Annotated in this window: 17 protein-coding genes; 8 read left to right on the plus strand and 9 right to left on the minus strand. The window is 70.4% G+C overall.

What is annotated here, in order from left to right; translation table 11 throughout:
- Positions 1 to 311: 311 nt before the first annotated feature.
- Entirely contained in the window at positions 312 to 953 is a 642-nt protein-coding gene (locus tag WJM95_RS06360) for a DNA-3-methyladenine glycosylase (protein WP_339128498.1), read from the minus strand.
- Positions 954 to 1,159: 206 nt separating this feature from the next.
- Here WJM95_RS06360 and WJM95_RS06365 point away from each other — a divergent pair, with 206 nt between their 5' ends.
- From WJM95_RS06365 to WJM95_RS06375, 3 genes are all read left to right on the plus strand, one after another.
- Positions 1,160 to 1,945: a sporulation protein gene (locus WJM95_RS06365; protein WP_339128499.1), complete on the plus strand. Its 786-nt coding sequence runs from the start codon at positions 1,160 to 1,162 to the stop codon at positions 1,943 to 1,945.
- Positions 1,946 to 1,983: 38 nt separating this feature from the next.
- Positions 1,984 to 2,523, plus strand: coding sequence for a YbhB/YbcL family Raf kinase inhibitor-like protein (locus WJM95_RS06370; protein WP_339128500.1), 540 nt, complete (start codon positions 1,984 to 1,986; stop codon positions 2,521 to 2,523).
- Between the two features lie 144 nt (positions 2,524 to 2,667).
- Positions 2,668 to 3,174 (plus strand): HNH endonuclease, encoded by a 507-nt coding sequence (locus WJM95_RS06375; RefSeq protein WP_339128501.1) that lies wholly within the window; start codon positions 2,668 to 2,670, stop codon positions 3,172 to 3,174.
- 67 nt (positions 3,175 to 3,241) lie between these two features.
- Here WJM95_RS06375 and WJM95_RS06380 read toward each other — a convergent pair whose 3' ends face one another.
- From WJM95_RS06380 to WJM95_RS06390, 3 genes are all read right to left on the minus strand, one after another.
- Positions 3,242 to 4,201, minus strand: coding sequence for an SPFH domain-containing protein (locus WJM95_RS06380; RefSeq protein WP_339128503.1), 960 nt, complete (start codon positions 4,199 to 4,201; stop codon positions 3,242 to 3,244).
- 130 nt (positions 4,202 to 4,331) lie between these two features.
- Positions 4,332 to 4,766, minus strand: coding sequence for an NfeD family protein (locus WJM95_RS06385; protein WP_339128504.1), 435 nt, complete (start codon positions 4,764 to 4,766; stop codon positions 4,332 to 4,334).
- A 96-nt stretch (positions 4,767 to 4,862) separates the two neighbouring features.
- A complete protein-coding gene (locus tag WJM95_RS06390; protein ID WP_339128505.1) occupies positions 4,863 to 5,654 on the minus strand; it encodes an ABC transporter ATP-binding protein in 792 nt (263 codons plus the stop codon).
- Between the two features lie 120 nt (positions 5,655 to 5,774).
- On the opposite strand from WJM95_RS06390, the gene WJM95_RS06395 reads away from it, so the two are divergent.
- A complete protein-coding gene (locus tag WJM95_RS06395; protein WP_339128506.1) occupies positions 5,775 to 6,563 on the plus strand; it encodes a hypothetical protein in 789 nt (262 codons plus the stop codon).
- 422 nt (positions 6,564 to 6,985) lie between these two features.
- Here the strand turns inward: WJM95_RS06395 and WJM95_RS06400 are convergent, their stop codons facing one another.
- The 4 genes from WJM95_RS06400 to WJM95_RS06415 form a co-directional block, all read right to left on the minus strand.
- On the minus strand, positions 6,986 to 7,225 hold the full coding sequence (locus WJM95_RS06400) for a chaplin (protein WP_339128507.1): 240 nt from the start codon (positions 7,223 to 7,225) through the stop codon (positions 6,986 to 6,988).
- A 199-nt stretch (positions 7,226 to 7,424) separates the two neighbouring features.
- Positions 7,425 to 7,670, minus strand: coding sequence for a chaplin (locus tag WJM95_RS06405; protein WP_339128509.1), 246 nt, complete (start codon positions 7,668 to 7,670; stop codon positions 7,425 to 7,427).
- A gap of 145 nt (positions 7,671 to 7,815) precedes the next feature.
- Positions 7,816 to 8,457, minus strand: a complete 642-nt coding sequence (locus WJM95_RS06410; protein ID WP_339128510.1) for a response regulator transcription factor — start codon at positions 8,455 to 8,457, stop codon at positions 7,816 to 7,818.
- Positions 8,450 to 9,616, minus strand: a complete 1,167-nt coding sequence (locus WJM95_RS06415) for a GAF domain-containing sensor histidine kinase (RefSeq protein WP_339128511.1) — start codon at positions 9,614 to 9,616, stop codon at positions 8,450 to 8,452. Before WJM95_RS06415 ends, WJM95_RS06410 begins: the two co-directional genes overlap by 8 nt.
- 184 nt (positions 9,617 to 9,800) lie before the next feature.
- On the opposite strand from WJM95_RS06415, the gene WJM95_RS06420 reads away from it, so the two are divergent.
- From WJM95_RS06420 to WJM95_RS06430, 3 genes are all read left to right on the plus strand, one after another.
- The gene (locus WJM95_RS06420; protein ID WP_339128512.1) at positions 9,801 to 10,496 is read left to right on the plus strand and encodes an SDR family NAD(P)-dependent oxidoreductase; all 696 of its coding nucleotides are present in this window, start codon (positions 9,801 to 9,803) and stop codon (positions 10,494 to 10,496) included.
- Complete coding sequence (locus WJM95_RS06425) at positions 10,493 to 11,620, plus strand: S-adenosylmethionine:tRNA ribosyltransferase-isomerase (RefSeq protein ID WP_339128513.1); 1,128 nt, start codon at positions 10,493 to 10,495, stop codon at positions 11,618 to 11,620. The genes WJM95_RS06420 and WJM95_RS06425 overlap by 4 nt, the downstream gene beginning before the upstream one ends.
- A 290-nt stretch (positions 11,621 to 11,910) precedes the next feature.
- A complete protein-coding gene (locus WJM95_RS06430) occupies positions 11,911 to 12,687 on the plus strand; it encodes a transglycosylase SLT domain-containing protein (RefSeq protein ID WP_339128514.1) in 777 nt (258 codons plus the stop codon).
- 82 nt (positions 12,688 to 12,769) lie between these two features.
- Here the strand turns inward: WJM95_RS06430 and WJM95_RS06435 are convergent, their stop codons facing one another.
- Positions 12,770 to 15,253: an FHA domain-containing protein gene (locus WJM95_RS06435; RefSeq protein WP_339128516.1), complete on the minus strand. Its 2,484-nt coding sequence runs from the start codon at positions 15,251 to 15,253 to the stop codon at positions 12,770 to 12,772.
- Between the two features lie 239 nt (positions 15,254 to 15,492).
- On the opposite strand from WJM95_RS06435, the gene WJM95_RS06440 reads away from it, so the two are divergent.
- The gene (locus WJM95_RS06440; protein WP_339128517.1) at positions 15,493 to 17,250 is read left to right on the plus strand and encodes a streptophobe family protein; all 1,758 of its coding nucleotides are present in this window, start codon (positions 15,493 to 15,495) and stop codon (positions 17,248 to 17,250) included.
- Positions 17,251 to 17,482: the final 232 nt, after the last annotated feature.

A 17,482-nucleotide genomic window follows, 5' to 3' on the forward strand; every position in this document is an offset into this window, starting at 1 on the left:
TTTCGCGTTTTCCTTTCCGGCGGGTCCGACTCTATCAGATCCTTTCGGGCCTGACTCCCAGTCAGCGGGGTTTGCCTTCCGGCCTTTCGGCGCTTTCGCGTTTCGGGCCTTTCGACATTCACTACGCTAGCCGATTCCCTCGGCGACTCATAATCGAGTTCCACGGGTTCGCATTCGAACGTGCGGACACGCCGAATAGACCCCCGCTGCGGGGAAGTCGTAGGTAGTGGGTTGGCCGCTCTCGGCTGCTGGCTGAACGCCGTAACCGGTTCAAGCGGCTCGGGCTACATTACGGATCCGCCAGAGGCGCGTCAAGTTGAACGGCGGCGGGGCGCGTGGGGTCTATAAGGACTCACGGTCGGATCGCCGTCGACCCAGAAACGCCAGGGGTGGACGCCTCCGTCGCCGGAGACCCCGGTGCGGGGACCGTTGCGTACCTGGTCGGAGGGCACGGGGGTACCCCTCAGGAGAGTGAGGGGCGAGCCCTCGGGTCCACAGGCGTCCGCTCCGTCGAGTGACCGGTCCACCCCCAGGGCCGTCGCGAGGCGCGCCGGGCCTTTGGCCAGTTCCTTGTCGTATCGGGCCGAGAGTCGACGTTTGCGGGCGAGATCCGCACCCTCGGTGACCTCGCCGGCCCGGAGCAGCACTCCACTGGGCCTGCCCTCGGGTCCGCACACCAGGTTCATGCAGAACCACATGCCATAGGTGAAGTAGACGTACACATGACCCGGCGGGCCGAACATCACGCCGTTGCGGGCGGTGCGGCCGCGGTACGCGTGCGAGCCCGGGTCGTTCGGACCATCGTAGGCCTCGACCTCCGTGAGACGCAACTCGATCGGACCGTCCGGGGTGAGGCGCACGAGGACGCGTCCCAGCAGGTCGGGGGCGACCTCCAGGACAGGGCGGTCGAAGAAGTCCCGGGTCAGGGGCGTACGGTCAGGGGCCGCGATCATGGCGTACGAGCGTAGTCCCTCCCTGTCGCCCGCGCGGCGGAGTCCGGAGCCGTTCGGACGGATGCCCGCCGACGGGGTGGTCAGGGGTCCTCTCTCTTGCAAGGGTGAGGGCGCGGAACCGGTCGGGGCCGGATCGCGTTTGTAGGGATCAAGGGATCCATACAGCCAGAGGACGAACAGGCATCGCCTGGGGAGGAAGTGACGACATGGGGTTCAAGCGGCTGCTTGCGAGCCTGGGGGCCGGTGGGGCTTCGGTCGAGACGGTGCTGACGGAGGCCAACACCGTTCCGGGCGGCGTCGTCCAGGGTGAGGTGCGGATCCAGGGTGGCTCGGTCGACCAGGCGATCGAGGGCCTGTCGGTCGGCCTTCAGGCCAAGGTCGAGGTCGAGGGCCACGACGACCAGGAGTACAAGCAGAACATCGAGTTCACCAAGCTGCGGCTCGGCGGGGCCTTCGACCTCCAGGCGGGTGCCGTGCACACGGTCCCGTTCGGTCTTGAGGTTCCGTGGGAGACGCCCATCACGATGATCGACGGGCAGAGCCTGCGCGGGATGAACATCGGTGTCACCACCGAGCTCCAGATCGCCCGTGCCATCGACCCGGGCGACCTCGACCCGGTCAACGTGCACCCGCTGCCGGCGCAGAAGGCGATTCTCGACGCCTTCATCCAGCTGGGCTTCCGCTTCAAGAACGCGGACATGGAGAAGGGGCACATCCGCAACACCCGTCAGCGGCTTCCCTTCTACCAGGAGATCGAGTTCTACCCGCCGTCGCAGTACCGCGGTCTGAACCAGGTGGAGCTGAGCTTCGTCGCGGACGACCGCGCGATGGACGTCGTCCTGGAGATGGACAAGAAGCCGGGCATCTTCAGCGAGGGCAGCGACTCCTACCGCTCCTTCGAGGTGGGTCTGCACGACTTCCACGGCACCGACTGGGCCGGATACCTGAACCACTGGCTGTCGGAGGTCGGCAGCAAGCGCAGCTGGTTCTAGGCTCGGATCAGAGACCCCGCCGTTCAGGAGGTACTGACGTGACCGAGCCCAAGAGGCCGCCGCTTCCGCACGACTTCCATCCGCCGGTGCCGGCGTTCACCCTCACCAGTGAGGATGTCGCGCCGGGCGCCGTGCTGAAGGACGAGCAGGTCCACGCGGCCGGGAACACCTCGCCGCAGCTGAGCTGGGAAGGGTTTCCGCCGGAGACCAAGAGCTTCGCCGTGACGTGCTTCGACCCGGACGCACCGACGGGGAGCGGCTTCTGGCACTGGGTGCTGTTCGACGTCCCGGTCTCGGTGACGGAGCTGCCCGCGGGCGCGGGCACCGGCAAGTTCGAGGGTCTGCCCGAGGGCGCGGTCCAGGTGCGCAACGACTACGGCTCCCGGGACTTCGGCGGCGCCGCGCCGCCGGCGGGGGATCCGGCGCACCGGTACGTCTTCACCGTGTACGCGGTGGATCAGGAGAAGCTCGGTCCCGACGCGGAGGTGTCTCCCGCCGTGGTGGGCTTCAATCTGCGGTTCCACACGCTGGCGCGCGCCCAGTTGATCGGCGAGTACGCCCATCCCGCCGCAGACTGACGTTCGCCGAACGTTTGCCCGCCTCTGGTCATGGAAGTGATCAGGGGCGGGCATTTTTTATTGCGTTGTCCATCTCGGCGTGCCCGGCCAGAGTTGATCCCAGCCCGCCGCAGGGGGGCCGGTGCGCAAGAGGAGGTGGGCTGGATGCGGGAGACGCTGGTACTGAACGCGAGTTTCGAGCCATTGTCGACGGTGACGTTGAACCGAGCCGTCGTTCTGGTGCTGACGGACAAGGCCGTCGTCGAGCAGGCCCACCCCGAACTGCGCATGCGCGGTGCCGCGCTGGACATACCCGTGCCGCGGGTGATCAGGCTCTGCCGGTATGTCCGGGTGCCGTTCCGAAGACAAGCGCCGTGGTCGAGGCGGGGCGTGCTCGTACGCGACCGGCACCGGTGCGCGTACTGCGGACGCCGGGCCACGACCGTGGACCACGTCGTGCCGCGGGCACAGGGCGGCCAGGACTCCTGGCTGAACACCGTGGCGTCCTGCGCCGAGGACAATCACCGCAAGGCCGACCGTACTCCGGAGCAGGCCCAGATGCCCCTGCTGCGGCAGCCGTTCGAGCCGACGCCCGCGGACGCCATGCTGCTGGCGCTGGGTCAGGACGACTTCGACGCGCTACCGGAGTGGCTGGCCCAGCCGGCCGCGTAGCCCGTACGACAGGACGATGGGCCCCTTCCCGTGGGAGGTGGGCCCCATCGTCGTACCGTCGCGGCCGTCAGTCCGTGATGGACGGCTTCTCGCGGCGCTCCGAGCCGCCGCCCGAGCCTCCCGAGGAGCCTCCGTTGCCCGAACCTCCGCCCAGGCCGCCGAAGTTGCCCATGGCCCCGCTGAGGCCCTTGAGGGCGTCGCCGATCTCGCTCGGCACGATCCAGAGCTTGTTGGCGTCGCCCTCGGCGATCTTCGGGAGCATCTGGAGGTACTGGTAGGAGAGGAGCTTCTGGTCCGGGTCTCCGGCGTGGATGGCCTCGAAGACCGTGCGGACGGCCTGGGCCTCGCCCTCGGCGCGCAGGGCCGCGGCCTTGGCCTCACCCTCGGCGCGCAGGATCGCGGACTGCTTCTCGCCCTCCGCGGTGAGGATCTGGGACTGCCGGATGCCCTCCGCGGTGAGGATCGCGGCGCGCTTGTCGCGGTCGGCGCGCATCTGCTTCTCCATCGAGTCCTGGATGGAGGTGGGCGGTTCGATCGCCTTCAGCTCGACGCGGTTGACGCGGATGCCCCACTTGCCGGTGGCCTCGTCGAGGACTCCGCGCAGGGCCGCGTTGATCTCCTCGCGCGAGGTCAGGGTCCGCTCCAGGTCCATGCCGCCGATGATGTTGCGCAGCGTGGTGACGGTGAGCTGCTCGATCGCCTGGATGTAGCTGGCGACCTCGTACGTCGCGGCTCGCGCGTCGGTGACCTGGTAGTAGATGACCGTGTCGATGTTGACGACCAGGTTGTCCTGGGTGATCACCGGCTGCGGCGGGAACGGCACGACCTGTTCACGCAGGTCGATGCGGTTGCGGATCGAGTCTATGAACGGGACGACGATGTTGAGGCCGGCGTTCAGCGTCCGCGTGTAGCGGCCGAAGCGCTCGACGATGGCGGCGCTGGCCTGCGGGATGACCTGGATGGTCTTGATCAGGGCGATGAAGACCAGCACCACCAGAATGATCAGGACGATGATGATCGGTTCCATCGATGCTCCCCGTACCCTTCTCCACTCGGCAATTCCGAAAGATCTTATGGGTGTTGAAGATCTTGCTGGTCGAGTCTGACAGAACGTCGTCTGCCACGTGGGGCGTTCGGTTCACTTGCGTTGTACGAGGTCACATGACGATCGCCGTGGCGCCGTCGATGTCCACGACATCGACTTCCTGGCCCACTTCGTAGGCCTGTGCGCCGTCGAGGGCGCGCGCGGACCAGATCTCTCCGCCGAGCTTGATGCGGCCGGCGCCCGAACCGTCCACGCGTTCCAGGACGAGTGCCTGTCTGCCCTTCAACGCCTCGATCCCGGTGGCGAGTTCGGGGCGCTGGTTGCGGTGCCGGGCGGCGATGGGCCGCACGACGGCGATGAGCGCGACGGACACGACGACGAAGACGAGCACCTCGACGACGACACCGGCGCCGAGCCCCGCCGCGACCGCCGCGGCGACGGCGCCCACGGAGAGCATGCCGAACTCCGGCATCGCGGTCACCACGAGCGGGATGCCGAGTCCGGCCGCCGCGATCAGCCACCACACCCATGCGTCGATGTCGTTCACGTGGTCATGGTAGGACCGCGCTCCCCCGGCGGACAGAGCGCGCGATCAAGTCGGGTACGCCTGGTGACGGGGGTGCGTCCGCGTGTCGTAGCGGTTTCAGGCCATCGGGAGGCCCTGTGCGGTCCAGCGCTCGCCGACCTGCTCGACGACGAGGGGGAGACCGAAGCAGAGCGAGAGGTTGCGCGAGGTGAGTTCGAGCTCCAGCGGACCGGCGGCGAGAACCTTGCCCTGACGGATCATCAGGACGTGGGTGAAGCCCGGGGCGATCTCCTCGACGTGGTGCGTGACCATGATCATGGAGGGCGCGATCGGGTCGCGGGCGAGGCGGCCGAGGCGGCGTACGAGGTCCTCGCGGCCGCCGAGGTCCAGGCCGGCCGCGGGCTCGTCGAGGAGCAGCAGTTCGGGGTCGGTCATCAGGGCGCGGGCGATCAGGGTGCGCTTGCGCTCGCCCTCGGAGAGGGTGCCGAACCTGCGGTCCAGGTAGTCGCTCATGCCGAGGCGGTCGAGGAAGGCGCGGGCGCGCTGCTCGTCGATGTCCTCGTAGTCCTCGTGCCAGCCGGCGGTCATGCCGTACGCGGCGGTGAGGACCGTCTGGAGGACCGTCTGGCGCTTGGGGAGCTTCTCGGCCATGGCGATACCGGCGATGCCGATGCGCGGGCGGAGCTCGAAGACGTCGACCTGGCCGAGGGTCTCACCGAGGATGGAGGCCGTGCCCGTACTGGGGAAGAGGTAGCTGGAGGCGACGTTCAGGAGGGTTGTCTTCCCGGCGCCGTTGGGGCCGAGGATGACCCAGCGCTCCCCCTCCTTGACCGACCAGGAGACCTGGTCCACCAGAGCCCGGCCCTCGCGGACCACGGATACGTCCACCAGTTCCAGTACATCGCTCATGAGCGCGTTGTCTCCCATTGCATCTCGGCCGTCGCTTACGTCTGTGGACGAAGCCCCCAGGGAAAACCTACGCCACCGGTCGGCCGCACCGACCCATCGGCCGGTCCTTAGGGTGGGACCATGCTCTCGGAACCACGCTCAGGACAGCTGGCCGCTTGGGGAAATGCCCTATTGGCCGGACTTGTTTCTCCGGACGACGCCGTCCTCGCCATCGTCGGGGACGACGCGGTGCACCGGGTCGAGGGGCTGCCCGGCGAGTCGGGGCCCGTCGGGCTCACGCTCGCCCTCGGCCGGCTGCGCAGACTCGGGGTGACCGGACTGCGGATCGCGCTGCCCGCGCCGGGGCATCCGCTCGGCCTCAGCGGGCCGCCCGAGTTCAACGCGCGCGCCCTCGACGCCGAGGAGGCCGTGGTGTGCCACGGCTCCGCGCTCGGGCTCGTGCCCGAGGTCTACGAGGCCGGGCCCGCCGGTGACGTGCATGTCGAGGTGGTCTGGCACTGCCTCGCCGTGCGCGAGGCGCCGCCCGCCGACGTGCCCTCGCTCGGGGAGGCGGAGCGGGAGCTGGCGGAGGCGCTCCGCGAGGCGACGGAGGTGCTGTCGCGGCTGGACGTGGCCGGGTCGGGGCCGGTCGCGGCGGCGGCGATCGAGGCGTACCGGGCTCGGGCGGAGCGGGGGCGGGAGGTGCTGGCTCCGGGGTATCCGCCGCGTGCGGTGCGGGTGCTGGAGCTGGCGCAGCGGGTCGGGATGCTGATCTCGGTGGCGTACGAGAGTGGGCACGGTGGTGCGGTGAGCGCGTCGGAGATGGCCGCTCGGGCCGAGGCGCTGCGTCCGGTGGAGCGGACCGCTCGGCGGGCGCAGGTGGCGGCGTACAACGCGTTCGTGGAGGAGCGGGAGCGGGGCGTGCGCTGAGCTCCGCTCCGGGTTCGGCTTCGGTCCGGTGGGGGGTCGGGGCCGTGCCGGTGCATCAGCCCGTCGCCGTTGGATGAGGAGTGACCGTCGGTGGCGACGGGCATCGATGTACCGGCACGGCCCCTCGCGTCCCATTCCGGCTGCGGGTCCGTCCTGGTGGCGGCAGCAGCCCAGGACAAAGTCAGCCCCGGCCGGGGAAAGTCTCAGCCCCTCAAGTGCGTGATTTTCAGCCCCTCCGGCGTTTGAGGAGCGGGGGCTGGGGCGGAGCCCCAGGTGCGGGTTGGGTAGGGGCGGAGGGGGCGAAAGAAGGCTTTGGCGGGGTCGGCGTCGGTTTCGGGGGCCTGGAGTCTGCGGACTGCGGGGGCATGCGGAAGGGCCCCGCGAAACGTTTCCGTTTTGCGGGGCCCCTTGGGGTGACCGGCTCAGCCGTTGACGCCCGCGTTGCCGAACGCCGGGTTCAGGAGGCCGACGACGTTGACGGAGTTGCCCACCACGTTGACGGGGATGTGGATGGGGAGCTGGGCGACGTTGCCCGAGACGACGCCCGGCGAGTGCGCGGCGGCGCCCTCGGCACCCGCGTCGGCGACAGCGGCACCGGCACCAGCGCCCGCGGCGATACCGGCGACGGTGACGGCCAGGGCGGCCTTCTTGGCGATGTTCATGGGAAGCGTTCCTCCTGCGTGTACGGATCCGACCCTGCCGCGGGTCGTACGCTGAGCAACGCCCCGGAGCCGGGGACGGCACGGGCAGGCGGTACGGAATGCCCCGTCCGGTTCAGTCCACGGATGAGCCGACAAGCCGACCGGCCCTCCAGGGGACTCCCTGGAAGGCCGGTGGTCGTGACCGCCGGGGCGGGGAACCTCAGTGGTTGAGGCCGAGGTTGCCGAAGGCCGGGTTCAGGGCGCCGATGACGTTCACGCTGTTCCCCACGAGGTTCACCGGGACGTCGACCGGGGCCTGGACGAGGTTGCCGGAGACGACGCCCGGGGAACCCACGGCCTTGCCGGCGGCCGAAGCGCCGTCCGCCGCCGAGGCCATCCCCGCACCGGCGGCGACGAGACCGCCCGCCACCATCGCGACGGCCGTGAACTTCTTCAGGTTCTTCACTTGCGAAACCCCTCCTGGTGAACACCGCGGCGGATCACCGCGGCGCACTGGAGAACGGCCGGGCCCCACGGAGGATGCGCCATCCGGGTGACATACACACGACGGTATGAATCTCATCCCGGAGCGGGACCTTCCGAGTTGACGGTCAGTCCGCGATCCCGTGCCGTACGGCCCACAGGGCGGCCTGGGTGCGGTCGGCGAGGTCGAGTTTCATCAGGATGTTCGAGACGTGGGTCTTCACCGTCTTCTCGGATAGGACGAGGGCGCGGGCGATCTCCCGGTTGGACCGGCCGTCCGCGATCAGGCCGAGCACCTCCCGTTCCCGCTCGGTGAGCGAGACACCTCTGCCCTGGCCCGAGTTGACCTCCTCCTGCGACAACAGGGCGTTGGCGACCTCCTGTTGCAGGACGACATGCCCCGCGTGGACGGAGCGGATGGCCCCGGCCAGCGCGTCGGGGTCCACGTCCTTGTACACGTACCCGGCGGCGCCCGCGCGCAGCGCCGGTACCACCGTGCGCTGCTCGGTGAAGCTGGTGACGATCAGCACGCGCGCGGGGTTGGCGAGTTCGCGGAGCTTGCGCAGCGCGTCCACGCCGTCCATTCCCGGCATCTTGACGTCCATGAGGACGACGTCGGGTCTCAGCTCCTCGGCGCGGGTGACGCCCTCCGACCCGTCGGACGCCTCCCCCACGACCTCGATGTCGTCCTGTACTTCGAGGAAGGTGCGCAGTCCCCGGCGGACGACCTGGTGGTCGTCGACGAGCAGCACCTTGATTGCGTCAGCCACCAGGGACCTCCATCTCGATCACGGTGCCCTTCCCGGGCGCCGATTCCACGGTGAGTGTGCCGCCGACCCCGCTCGCCCGGTCCCGCATCGACACCAGGCCGAGATGGCGGCCGGCGCTGCGTATCGCGGTGGGGTCGAAGCCGCTGCCGTCGTCGCGGACGCACAGGACGGCACCGGGGCCGCGCCGCTCCAGGGTGACGTCGACCCGGGTGGCGCCGGAGTGCCGCAGCGCGTTGTGCAGGGCCTCCTGGGAGACCCGCAGCACGGCCTCCTCCTGGGAGGCGGGCAGTGCCCGTACACCGTGGCCGCAGAAGGTCACGCGCGCGGAGTGGGCGCGGTCGAGGACCTGGATCTGGGTGCGCAGGGTGGCGACGAGACCGTCCTCGTCGAGAGCGGCGGGGCGCAACTCGACGACGGCGGCGCGCAGTTCCTCGGCGGCCTCTGCGGCGAGAGCGGCCACGTGCTGGAGTTCGCCCTTGGCACGGGAGGGGTCGCGGTCGACCAGGGCGGCGGCGGCCTGCGCGGTCAGACGCAGGGAGAACAGCTTCTGGCTGACGGCGTCGTGCAGTTCGTGCGCGAGCCGGGAGCGCTCCTCGGCGATGGTGAGTTCGCGGCTGCGTTCGTAGAGCCGGGCGTTGGTCAGGGCGATCGCCGCGTGCTGGGCGAGGATGGTGAGGAGTTCCTCGTCGTCCTCGGTGAAGCCGCAGCGGCCGTCCGGCCCGGGGCACGGCGGTTCGCCCTCGGGCCGCATCTTGTTCGCGAGGAAGAGCGCGCCGATGATCTCGTCGCCGTCGCGGATGGGCAGGCCGAGGAAGTCGGACATGTCCGGGTGGGCCGCGGGCCAGCCCTCGAAGCGGGGGTCCTTGCGCACGTCGGCCAGGCGCTCGGGGCGGGCCTCGCGCAGCATCGCGGCGAGGATGCCGTGCTGGCGCGGGAGCGGTCCGATGGCCTTCCACTGCGCGTCGCTGACCCCGTCCACGACGAACTGGGCGAAGCCTCCGTGGTCGTCGGGCACCCCGAGGGCCGCGTACTGCGCGTCGAGCAGTTCGCGGGCCGAGGCGACGATCGTCTTGAGGACGTCGCGCACTTCGAGATGCCTGCTCATGGCCAGCAGCGCGGAGCTCACCGCGTACAGGCCCGACCGGGGTCCGTGACTCATGCCCCCAAACTACCGGCGGGCGGTGACAGCGCGTATCGGCCCTGTGGACGCGCGGGCCGGGCCATTGGGCCTAGGACGAAGGGCCCCTGATCATTGCGGCCCGCGTACGAGGCGCCCGGGCGGGGCCCGTTCCTACGGTGAGGGCAGCCGCCGGGAAGGCGGTCCGAGCGAGGGGACGGTTGTCATGCCGGTAGCGATCATCACGGGAGCTTCGAAGGGTCTGGGGAGGGTGCTCGGCGCGGCGCTGGCCGGGCGCGGCTGGGATCTGGTGCTCGACGCGAGGACGGCGGGGGTGCTGGAGGAGACCGCGCGGGCGCTCGCCGCGTACGGGACGCGGGTGGAGGCCCTGCCCGGGGATGTGACGGACGCCGGTCACCGTGCGGAGCTGGTGGCGGCGGCCCGGAAGCTGGGCGGTGTCGACCTGCTCGTGAACAACGCGAGCGCGCTGGGCGCGGAGCCGCTGGTGCGTCTGGAGGAGCTGGACCTGGAGGGGCTGCGGCGGGCTCTCGAGGTCAATGTGGTCGCCGCGCTGGGTCTGGTGCAGGAGGCGCTGCCGCCGCTGCGGGCGGCGGTGGCGGGCGCGGTCGTCTGTGTCAGTTCGGACGCCGCGGCCGAGGCGTACGAGACCTGGGGCGGCTACGGGGCCTCGAAGGCGGCGCTCGACCAGCTCTCGGCGGTGCTGGGTGAGGAGGAGCCCGGGCTGCGGGTGTGGGCGATGGACCCGGGGGACATGGGCACCGACCTCTACACGGCGGCGGTGCCGGACGACGACGGGCCGCGGCCGGCCCCCGACCGGGTGGTTCCGGCCTTCCTCCGTCTGCTCGACGAACGGCCGGCCAGTGGGCGCTACGCGGCCTCGGACCTGCTGGAGGAGCGGTGACGACGGCGACGGGGATTGCCCGGGAGGGGCGCGGCCGGGACCGGGGAAGCGTTCCGGAGGAGTTGTCGGCGCGGGTTCCGACGGAGCAGCGCGGTCCCGGGCGCGACCGGGACTCCGTACGGCTGCTGGTGTCGCGCGGTGTCGAGGTGTCGCATCACGCGTTCGTGGAGCTGCCGCGGCTGCTGCGGGCCGGGGATCTGCTGGTGGTCAACACCTCGGCCACGCTGGCGGCGGCCGTGGACGGGCGGATCGGGCCCGCGCGTGTGGTCGTGCACTTCTCCACGCGCGGTGACGACGGCCGGTGGGCGGTCGAGCTGCGGGATCCCGACGGACGTGGAACCACGCGCGCGCGGGCGGGTGGGCCCGCGGGGACAGAGGTGCGCCTGCCCGGGGACGGGCGTCTGGTCCTGGAGGAGCCGCTGGCCGCGCGGGGGTCGCGGCTGTGGTGGGGGCGCGTCGCGGACACGGACGTGCTGGGGCTGCTGCGACGGCACGGGCGGCCCATCCGCTACTCCTACACGGAGCGGGACCAGCCGCTGTCGGTGTACCAGACGGTGTTCGCGCTGCCGTCGGACGACGGGGCGGGGAGCGCGGAGATGCCGAGCGCGGCGCGTCCCTTCACCGCGCGCCTGGTGGCGGAGCTGGTGAGCCGGGGGGTGCAGTTCGCGCCGGTCACCCTGCACACGGGGGTCGCGTCGGCGGAGGCGCACGAGCCGCCGTACCCGGAGCGGTACGAGGTTTCGGCGGTGTCGGCCCGGCTGATCAACGCGGCGCGGGCCGGCGGAGGCCGGATCGTCGCGGTCGGTACGACGGCGGTGCGGGCCGTGGAGTCAGCGACCGGTGAGGACGGGCTGGTCCGGGCGGCGAAAGGGTGGACCGGTCTGGTGGTGACTCCGGAGCGCGGGGTGCGGGCGGTCGACGGGCTGCTGACCGGGCTGCACGAGCCGGAGGCCTCGCATCTGCTGATGCTGGAGGCGATCGCGGGCGGAGCGGCGATCGACCGGGGCTACGCCGAGGCCTTGCGCAGGCGCTATCTCTGGCACGAGTTCGGCGACGTGCACCTCATCCTCCCCGGAAACGGGCCTCACACAGAGCATTGCTCCAGCAACTCCGCGTCAGAATGATCGAGGACCCCTGTGAGCCCTCGCATAGGGTCCAGGTCACGTACGAAGGTGCATAGGAGATAAAAGGGACAAGGTGACCAGGGAAGACATGCCAGTCTGCCCCGATTTGCACCTTCTGCGTCCACTACCTGGCTTCGTAGGTCACACCTTTGCCAGGGCATTTTGCGACCGCTAAGAATTGCTCATGTCGCTCAGCGCCTCGGGTTCTCCCCCGGGGCGTTTGTTCCGGAAACACAGTCCCCGACCGGGACGAAGAGCGACCTCCGCGCTATTCGAAGAGGTCTTCAGTCATGCTTAAGAACATTGCTGCTCGTCGTCCCAGTACGAAGCTCACCAAGCTCCACAAGTACTCGGTGGCCGGTGTCGCCACCCTCGGTGCCGCCACCCTCGCGTTCTCCCTGGCGCCCTCCGGCTCGCACACCACCACCGACGCCGCCGCCCCCGCGGCGCCGGTCGCCTACAGCGGCCAGCAGATCAAGGGCGTCGAGGCCGGCGTCGCCGGTACGACCGGTGCCCAGCTGAAGGCGGAGTCCATAGCCGCCAAGCACAAGGCGGCCGCGGACTCCGCGACCGCGGCGAAGAAGAAGGCCGCCGCGACGGCGGCCGCCAAGAAGAAGGCCGCGGCGCACGCCGCCGCCGTCAAGGCCGCCGCGAAGAAGAAGGCGGCCGCGTCCCACGCGAAGGCCGCCGCCGCGAGCCGCTCCACGCAGCGCATCACGATGCAGACCGTCGCCGCGAAGACGTACGCCAACAACCTCGACGGCTGGATCCGCCAGTCCCTCGACATCATGAAGGCGCACGGCATCCCGGGCACCTACAACGGACTGCACAAGAACATCATGCGTGAGTCCTCGGGCAACCCGATGGCCATCAACGACTGGGACATCAACGCCATCAACGGCATCCCCTCGAAGGGCCTGCTCCAGGTCATCCCGCCGACGTTCAAGGCGTACCACGTGGCCGGCACCTCGTGGGACATCTACAACCCGGTCGCCAACATCACCGCCGCCGCCAACTACGCGGCCGACAAGTACGGTTCCATGGACAACGTGAACAGCGCGTACTGAGGACTCAGCGCGGAGTTCCCACACAGACGCCGAAGGGCGGCACCCCGGTCGGGGGTGCCGCCCTCGCGTCGTTCCCGGGCGTCTACTTGCGCATGACCTCGGGCTCGTGGCGGCGCAGGAAGCGGGCCACGAAGAAGCCGCAGACCACACCGAGGACGACCAGCGCGATCATGTCGAGGGTCCAGGCCCCGGCCGTGTGGTTCCACAGCGGGTCCGTGCTCGTCGGATCGTCCTGGTTCGGGAAGATGTTGTTCAGGTCCAGCGTGGCCCCGGACGCGGCCACCGCCCACCGGGCCGGCATCAGGTACGAGAACTGGTTGACGCCCACCGTGCCGTTCAGGATGAACAGGCAGCCCGTGAAGACCACCTGGACGATCGCGAACATGACCAGCAGCGGCATGGTCTTCTCGGCCGTCTTCACCAGCGACGAGATGATCAGGCCGAACATCATCGACACGAAGCCCAGAGCCATGATCGGCAGCGTGAGCTCGACCTTGGGCAGGCTCTTGAGGATCAGCCCCTCGGACGGGACCTCGCGGCTGCCGAAACCGATCGCGCCGACCAGCGCGCCCTGGAGCATGGTGATCACACCGAGCACGATCACCTTGGACATCAGATACGCCGAGCGCGACAGGCCCGTCGCCCGCTCCCGCTCGTAGATCACCCGTTCCTTGATCAGCTCACGGACCGAGTTGGCCGCGCCCGCGAAGCACGCTCCGACCGCGAGGATCAGCAGCACGGTCGTGGCGGTGCCGTTCGCCACATGGGCGCCCGACGGCAGTATCTTCGCGTTGACCAGCAGCGTCTTGCCGTTGTCGATGAGCAGGCTGACCGAGCCCAGCACCGCGGGCAGGATCACCGTCAGGGCCAGGAAGCCCTTGTCCGACGCGATCACCGAGACATAGCGGCGCATCAGCGTCATCAGCTGCGAGCCCCAGCCCTGCGGCTTCGGCGGCTTCATCGCCTGCGCCGGAGGCATCTGCGTCGACTGCGGAGCCACCGCGTCGATGTCGGCCGCGTACATCTGGTAGTGCTGCGAGCCCTTCCAGCGGCCCGCCCAGTCGTAGTCGCGGTAGTTCTCGAACGCGGAGAACACGTCGGCCCAGGTGTCGTAGCCGAAGAAGTTCAGCGCCTCCTCCGGCGGACCGAAGTAGGCGACGGCACCGCCGGGCGCCATCACGAGGAGCTTGTCGCAGATCGCGAGCTCCGCCACCGAGTGGGTGACGACGAGGACCGTACGGCCGTCGTCGGCGAGGCCGCGCAGCAGCTGCATGACGTCACGGTCCATGCCCGGGTCGAGACCGGAGGTCGGCTCGTCCAGGAAGATCAGCGACGGCTTGGTGAGCAGCTCCAGGGCCACCGAGACACGCTTGCGCTGGCCACCGGAGAGCGAGGTGACCTTCTTCTCCTTGTGGATGTCCAGCTTCAGCTCGCGCAGCACCTCGTCTATGCGCGCGTCGCGCTCCGCGCCCGTGGTGTCGGCGGGGAAGCGCAGCTTGGCCGCGTACTTGAGGGCCTTCTTGACGGTCAGTTCCTTGTGCAGGATGTCGTCCTGCGGGACCAGACCGATGCGCTGGCGCAGCTCGGCGAACTGCTTGTACAGGTTCCGGTTGTCGTAGAGGACGTCGCCCTGGTTGGCGGGGCGGTAGCCCGTGAGCGCCTTCAGGAGCGTCGACTTGCCGGAACCCGACGGGCCGATGACCGCGACGAGCGACTTCTCGGGCACGCCGAAGGAGACGTCCTTGAGGATCTGCTTGCCGCCGTCGACGGTGACCGTCAGATGGCGGGCCGAGAAGGAGACCTCACCGGTGTCGACGAACTCCTCGAGCCGGTCGCCGACCAGGCGGAACGTCGAGTGGCCGACGCCGACGATGTCGTGCGGGCCGAGCAGCGCGGAGCCGCCCTTGGCGATCGGCATACCGTTGACGTACGTGCCGTTGTGCGAGCCGAGATCGCGGATCTCGAAGCGGCCGTCCGGCGTCGCGTGGAACTCGGCGTGGTGGCGCGAGACCTGGAGGTCCGAGACGACCAGCTCGTTCTCCAGCGCACGGCCGATACGCATCACGCGGCCCAGCGAGAACTGGTGGAACGTCGTCGGGCTGCGGTCGCCGTAGACCGGCGGCGCCCCCGCGCCTCCACCGGTTCCCTGCTGCTGTGGAATGCCCCCCGCCTGCTGTGCGTTCATCGCGGGCTCCGCCGCCTGCGGCGTCGGCGGCTGGGCCCAGCCCGGGCCGGCGCCCTGGGCCGCGAACGGCTGCTGCGCCGCCGGGGCCGCGGCACCGGCCACGCTCAGCCGCGGACCGTCGGTCGCGTTGCCGAGGTGCACGGCCGAGCCGGGTCCGATCTCCAACTGGTGGATCCGCTGCCCCTGTACGAACGTGCCGTTGGTGCTCCCGTGGTCGTCGATGACCCAACTACGGCCGTTCCAGCTGATCGTGGCGTGCCGCCAGGAGACCCTGGCGTCATCGAGCACGATGTCCCCCTGCGGATCACGTCCGAGGGTGTGAGGCCTGGACGCGTCGAGCGTCCAGGTCCGTCCATTCAATTCCAGTACGAGTTCCGGCACTCCAGCCCCACTGAGTTGTCCCCCGAGTTACCCCCGCTACAGGGAGTCTAGGGATGTCGAACATCGTGGGGAACTATTTCAGTTCAGGCCCCCTGACCGAAAGTCGGGCCTTGGGAACGATGGACAACAGGCGGGTTGTCCGCATCCGTTGACGGGGTTGAAACCGGCCCGGAGAGTGGTAATCCCACACGAGGGGGACATTCGCGGGATCACCGCGGCGCTGATCGGGGGGTCTGGCGATGAGCAACGGGACCACGCACCACGGCGGGAACGGCGGGACCGTGCCCTGGGGGGACGTGCTGTTGTCCGCGATCGCCTCGGTGAGCTGGGCGTTGATCGGGATGGCGGGTACCGCCGCGCTCGGTCTGCATCTGCTCGGGGCGGACGCGGCGGCCTCGCTCGGCCCCATGACCGCGGCGATGGTGGCTCTCGGGGCCGGCGGCGCGGTGACACCGTCCGGGAACGTCTCCGCGTTCGGGCTGAAGGGGGCGCAGGCGCACACCGCCGTCCAGATCACGCCGCTGGGTGTCGGCCTGGTCGGCGCCCTGCTGCTGTCGTGGTTCTTCCTGCGCTCCCTGCGCGGGGCGGGAGTTGTCGTCGGGCCGGCCGAACTCCTCGCCCGGGCGGGTTCGGTGGTCGCCCTGTTCGTCGCGATGATGGGCGGCCTGGCCTGGGCCGGGCACGACGTCGTCACCATCGACGGCGACAAGCTGGGGCTCGGCAAGGTCGCGGGCGGTGGCGGCGGGCTCGGCTCCATCACGGACAAGCTGCCCGGCGGGCTCGGGGACCTCGGCGGGCTGCTGCCCGGCAGGATCGGGGACCTCGTGAAGGCGAAGGCGGCCGTGGGGTTCTCGGTCGACACCGCGCCGACCCTGCTCGGCGGGGCCGCGTGGGCCGCCGCGGTGCTGCTGATCGCGCTGCTGGCCTCCCGGCGTACGCCGCTGCCGCCCGGCTGGGACGCCGTGCACCGTGCGGTGCGGCCCGCCGTCTCCTCGCTCGTCGCCGTCCTGCTCGTCGCCGTCCTCGCGGGGCTCGCGGCGGCCGCGTACGCCGCGATCGGGGACGCGCATCCGAAGCGGATCGCGGGTGCCGCGCTGCTCGGCGCGCCCAACGGGGTGTGGCTCGGTGTCCCCCTCGGGCTCTTCGTCCCCTTCGACGGCAAGGCCACCGGCGAGCTCGCGAAGCTGTTGCCCGATCCCCTCGACAAGCTGCTGACCGCCGACGCGTCCCGGCCCGTCACGCTCGGGCGGCTCTCCGAACTCGACGGGCGGGTATGGCTGTTGGCCGTCGCCGTCGCTTTGATGATGCTGTACGCGGGCGTTCTGACGGCGGTGCGTACGCCGTTCGTACGGGGTGGGGGTGCTCTGCGGTTCGCGGGGCGCTGCGCGGTTCGGCTGGGGGTCGTGACGGCGCTGGCGCTGCCGCTGCTGGCCTGGCTGACGGAGGTGTCGGTGGACGCCTCGCTGTCCGTGTTCGGGTTCGACGCGTTCGGGGCGGGGGTCGAGTTGCGGGGGCGTCTGGGGGTGGCGTTGGTGCTGGGGGCGCTGTGGGGGGCGGGGGCCGGGGGTGTGGGGGCTGTGCTGGCGTTGGTGTGTGGGGTGGCGGGGTGGCGGGTTGTGGAAGTGGGGGGTGTGGGGGTTGGGGGTGTAGGGGTTGCCGGGGGTGGTGGGGTGGCCGGGGTGGCACCGGGTGACGGGGTGGTTTCGGGGGGCGGTGGCATGGCTGGGCCGTACGTGCCTGGGGGGTCCTACCGAGCGCCGAATCCTGACACCAATCCGTATCTGAGGGTGCCGGACGAGGTGCGGGAGCCGGAGGATCGGGCACCCGGGGATGTGTACGGGGCGCCGACCATGGTGGGGCCGATCGGGCCGTCTCCGACGCCGAAGCCTCTGCCGAAGCGGAGGCCGGACGGGCCGCCGCCGCTGCCTCCTCCCCCGCCGCCGGTTCCGCCGTCGCCCGGGGAGGGGCCCTCTGGTCCTCGGCGTCCTCGGCGCTGAGGGGCGAGCGGTTCCCGTCCGGTGGGGGGTCGGGGCCGTGCCGGTGCATCAGCCCGTCGCCGTTGGATGAGGAGTGACCGTCGGTGGCGACGGGCATCGATGTACCGGCACGGCCCCTCGCGTCCCATTCCGGCTGCGGGTCCGTCCACATTTCGGCTCCGGCCGGTGAAAGTTTCAACCCCTCGCGTCCCATCCCGGCTGCGGGTGAGATTTCCAGCCCCGGCCGGCGAAG

Origin of the sequence: Streptomyces sp. f51, from assembly GCF_037940415.1 — a bacterium.
Taxonomy (GTDB): Bacteria; Actinomycetota; Actinomycetes; order Streptomycetales; family Streptomycetaceae; genus Streptomyces.

Excerpts from the sequence above, each read along its gene's own strand:
- WJM95_RS06375 (WP_339128501.1), top strand. The coding sequence starts at position 2,668 with ATGCGGGAGACGCTGGTACTGAACGCGAGTTTCGAGCCATTGTCGACG.
- WJM95_RS06415 (WP_339128511.1), bottom strand. The coding sequence starts at position 9,616 with ATGAGTCACGGACCCCGGTCGGGCCTGTACGCGGTGAGCTCCGCGCTG.
- WJM95_RS06365 (WP_339128499.1), top strand. The coding sequence starts at position 1,160 with ATGGGGTTCAAGCGGCTGCTTGCGAGCCTGGGGGCCGGTGGGGCTTCG.
- WJM95_RS06440 (WP_339128517.1), top strand. The coding sequence starts at position 15,493 with ATGAGCAACGGGACCACGCACCACGGCGGGAACGGCGGGACCGTGCCC.
- WJM95_RS06430 (WP_339128514.1), top strand. The coding sequence starts at position 11,911 with ATGCTTAAGAACATTGCTGCTCGTCGTCCCAGTACGAAGCTCACCAAG.
- WJM95_RS06400 (WP_339128507.1), bottom strand. The coding sequence starts at position 7,225 with ATGAACATCGCCAAGAAGGCCGCCCTGGCCGTCACCGTCGCCGGTATC.
- WJM95_RS06420 (WP_339128512.1), top strand. The coding sequence starts at position 9,801 with ATGCCGGTAGCGATCATCACGGGAGCTTCGAAGGGTCTGGGGAGGGTG.
- WJM95_RS06395 (WP_339128506.1), top strand. The coding sequence starts at position 5,775 with ATGCTCTCGGAACCACGCTCAGGACAGCTGGCCGCTTGGGGAAATGCC.
- WJM95_RS06360 (WP_339128498.1), bottom strand. The coding sequence starts at position 953 with ATGATCGCGGCCCCTGACCGTACGCCCCTGACCCGGGACTTCTTCGAC.
- WJM95_RS06390 (WP_339128505.1), bottom strand. The coding sequence starts at position 5,654 with ATGAGCGATGTACTGGAACTGGTGGACGTATCCGTGGTCCGCGAGGGC.
- WJM95_RS06380 (WP_339128503.1), bottom strand. The coding sequence starts at position 4,201 with ATGGAACCGATCATCATCGTCCTGATCATTCTGGTGGTGCTGGTCTTC.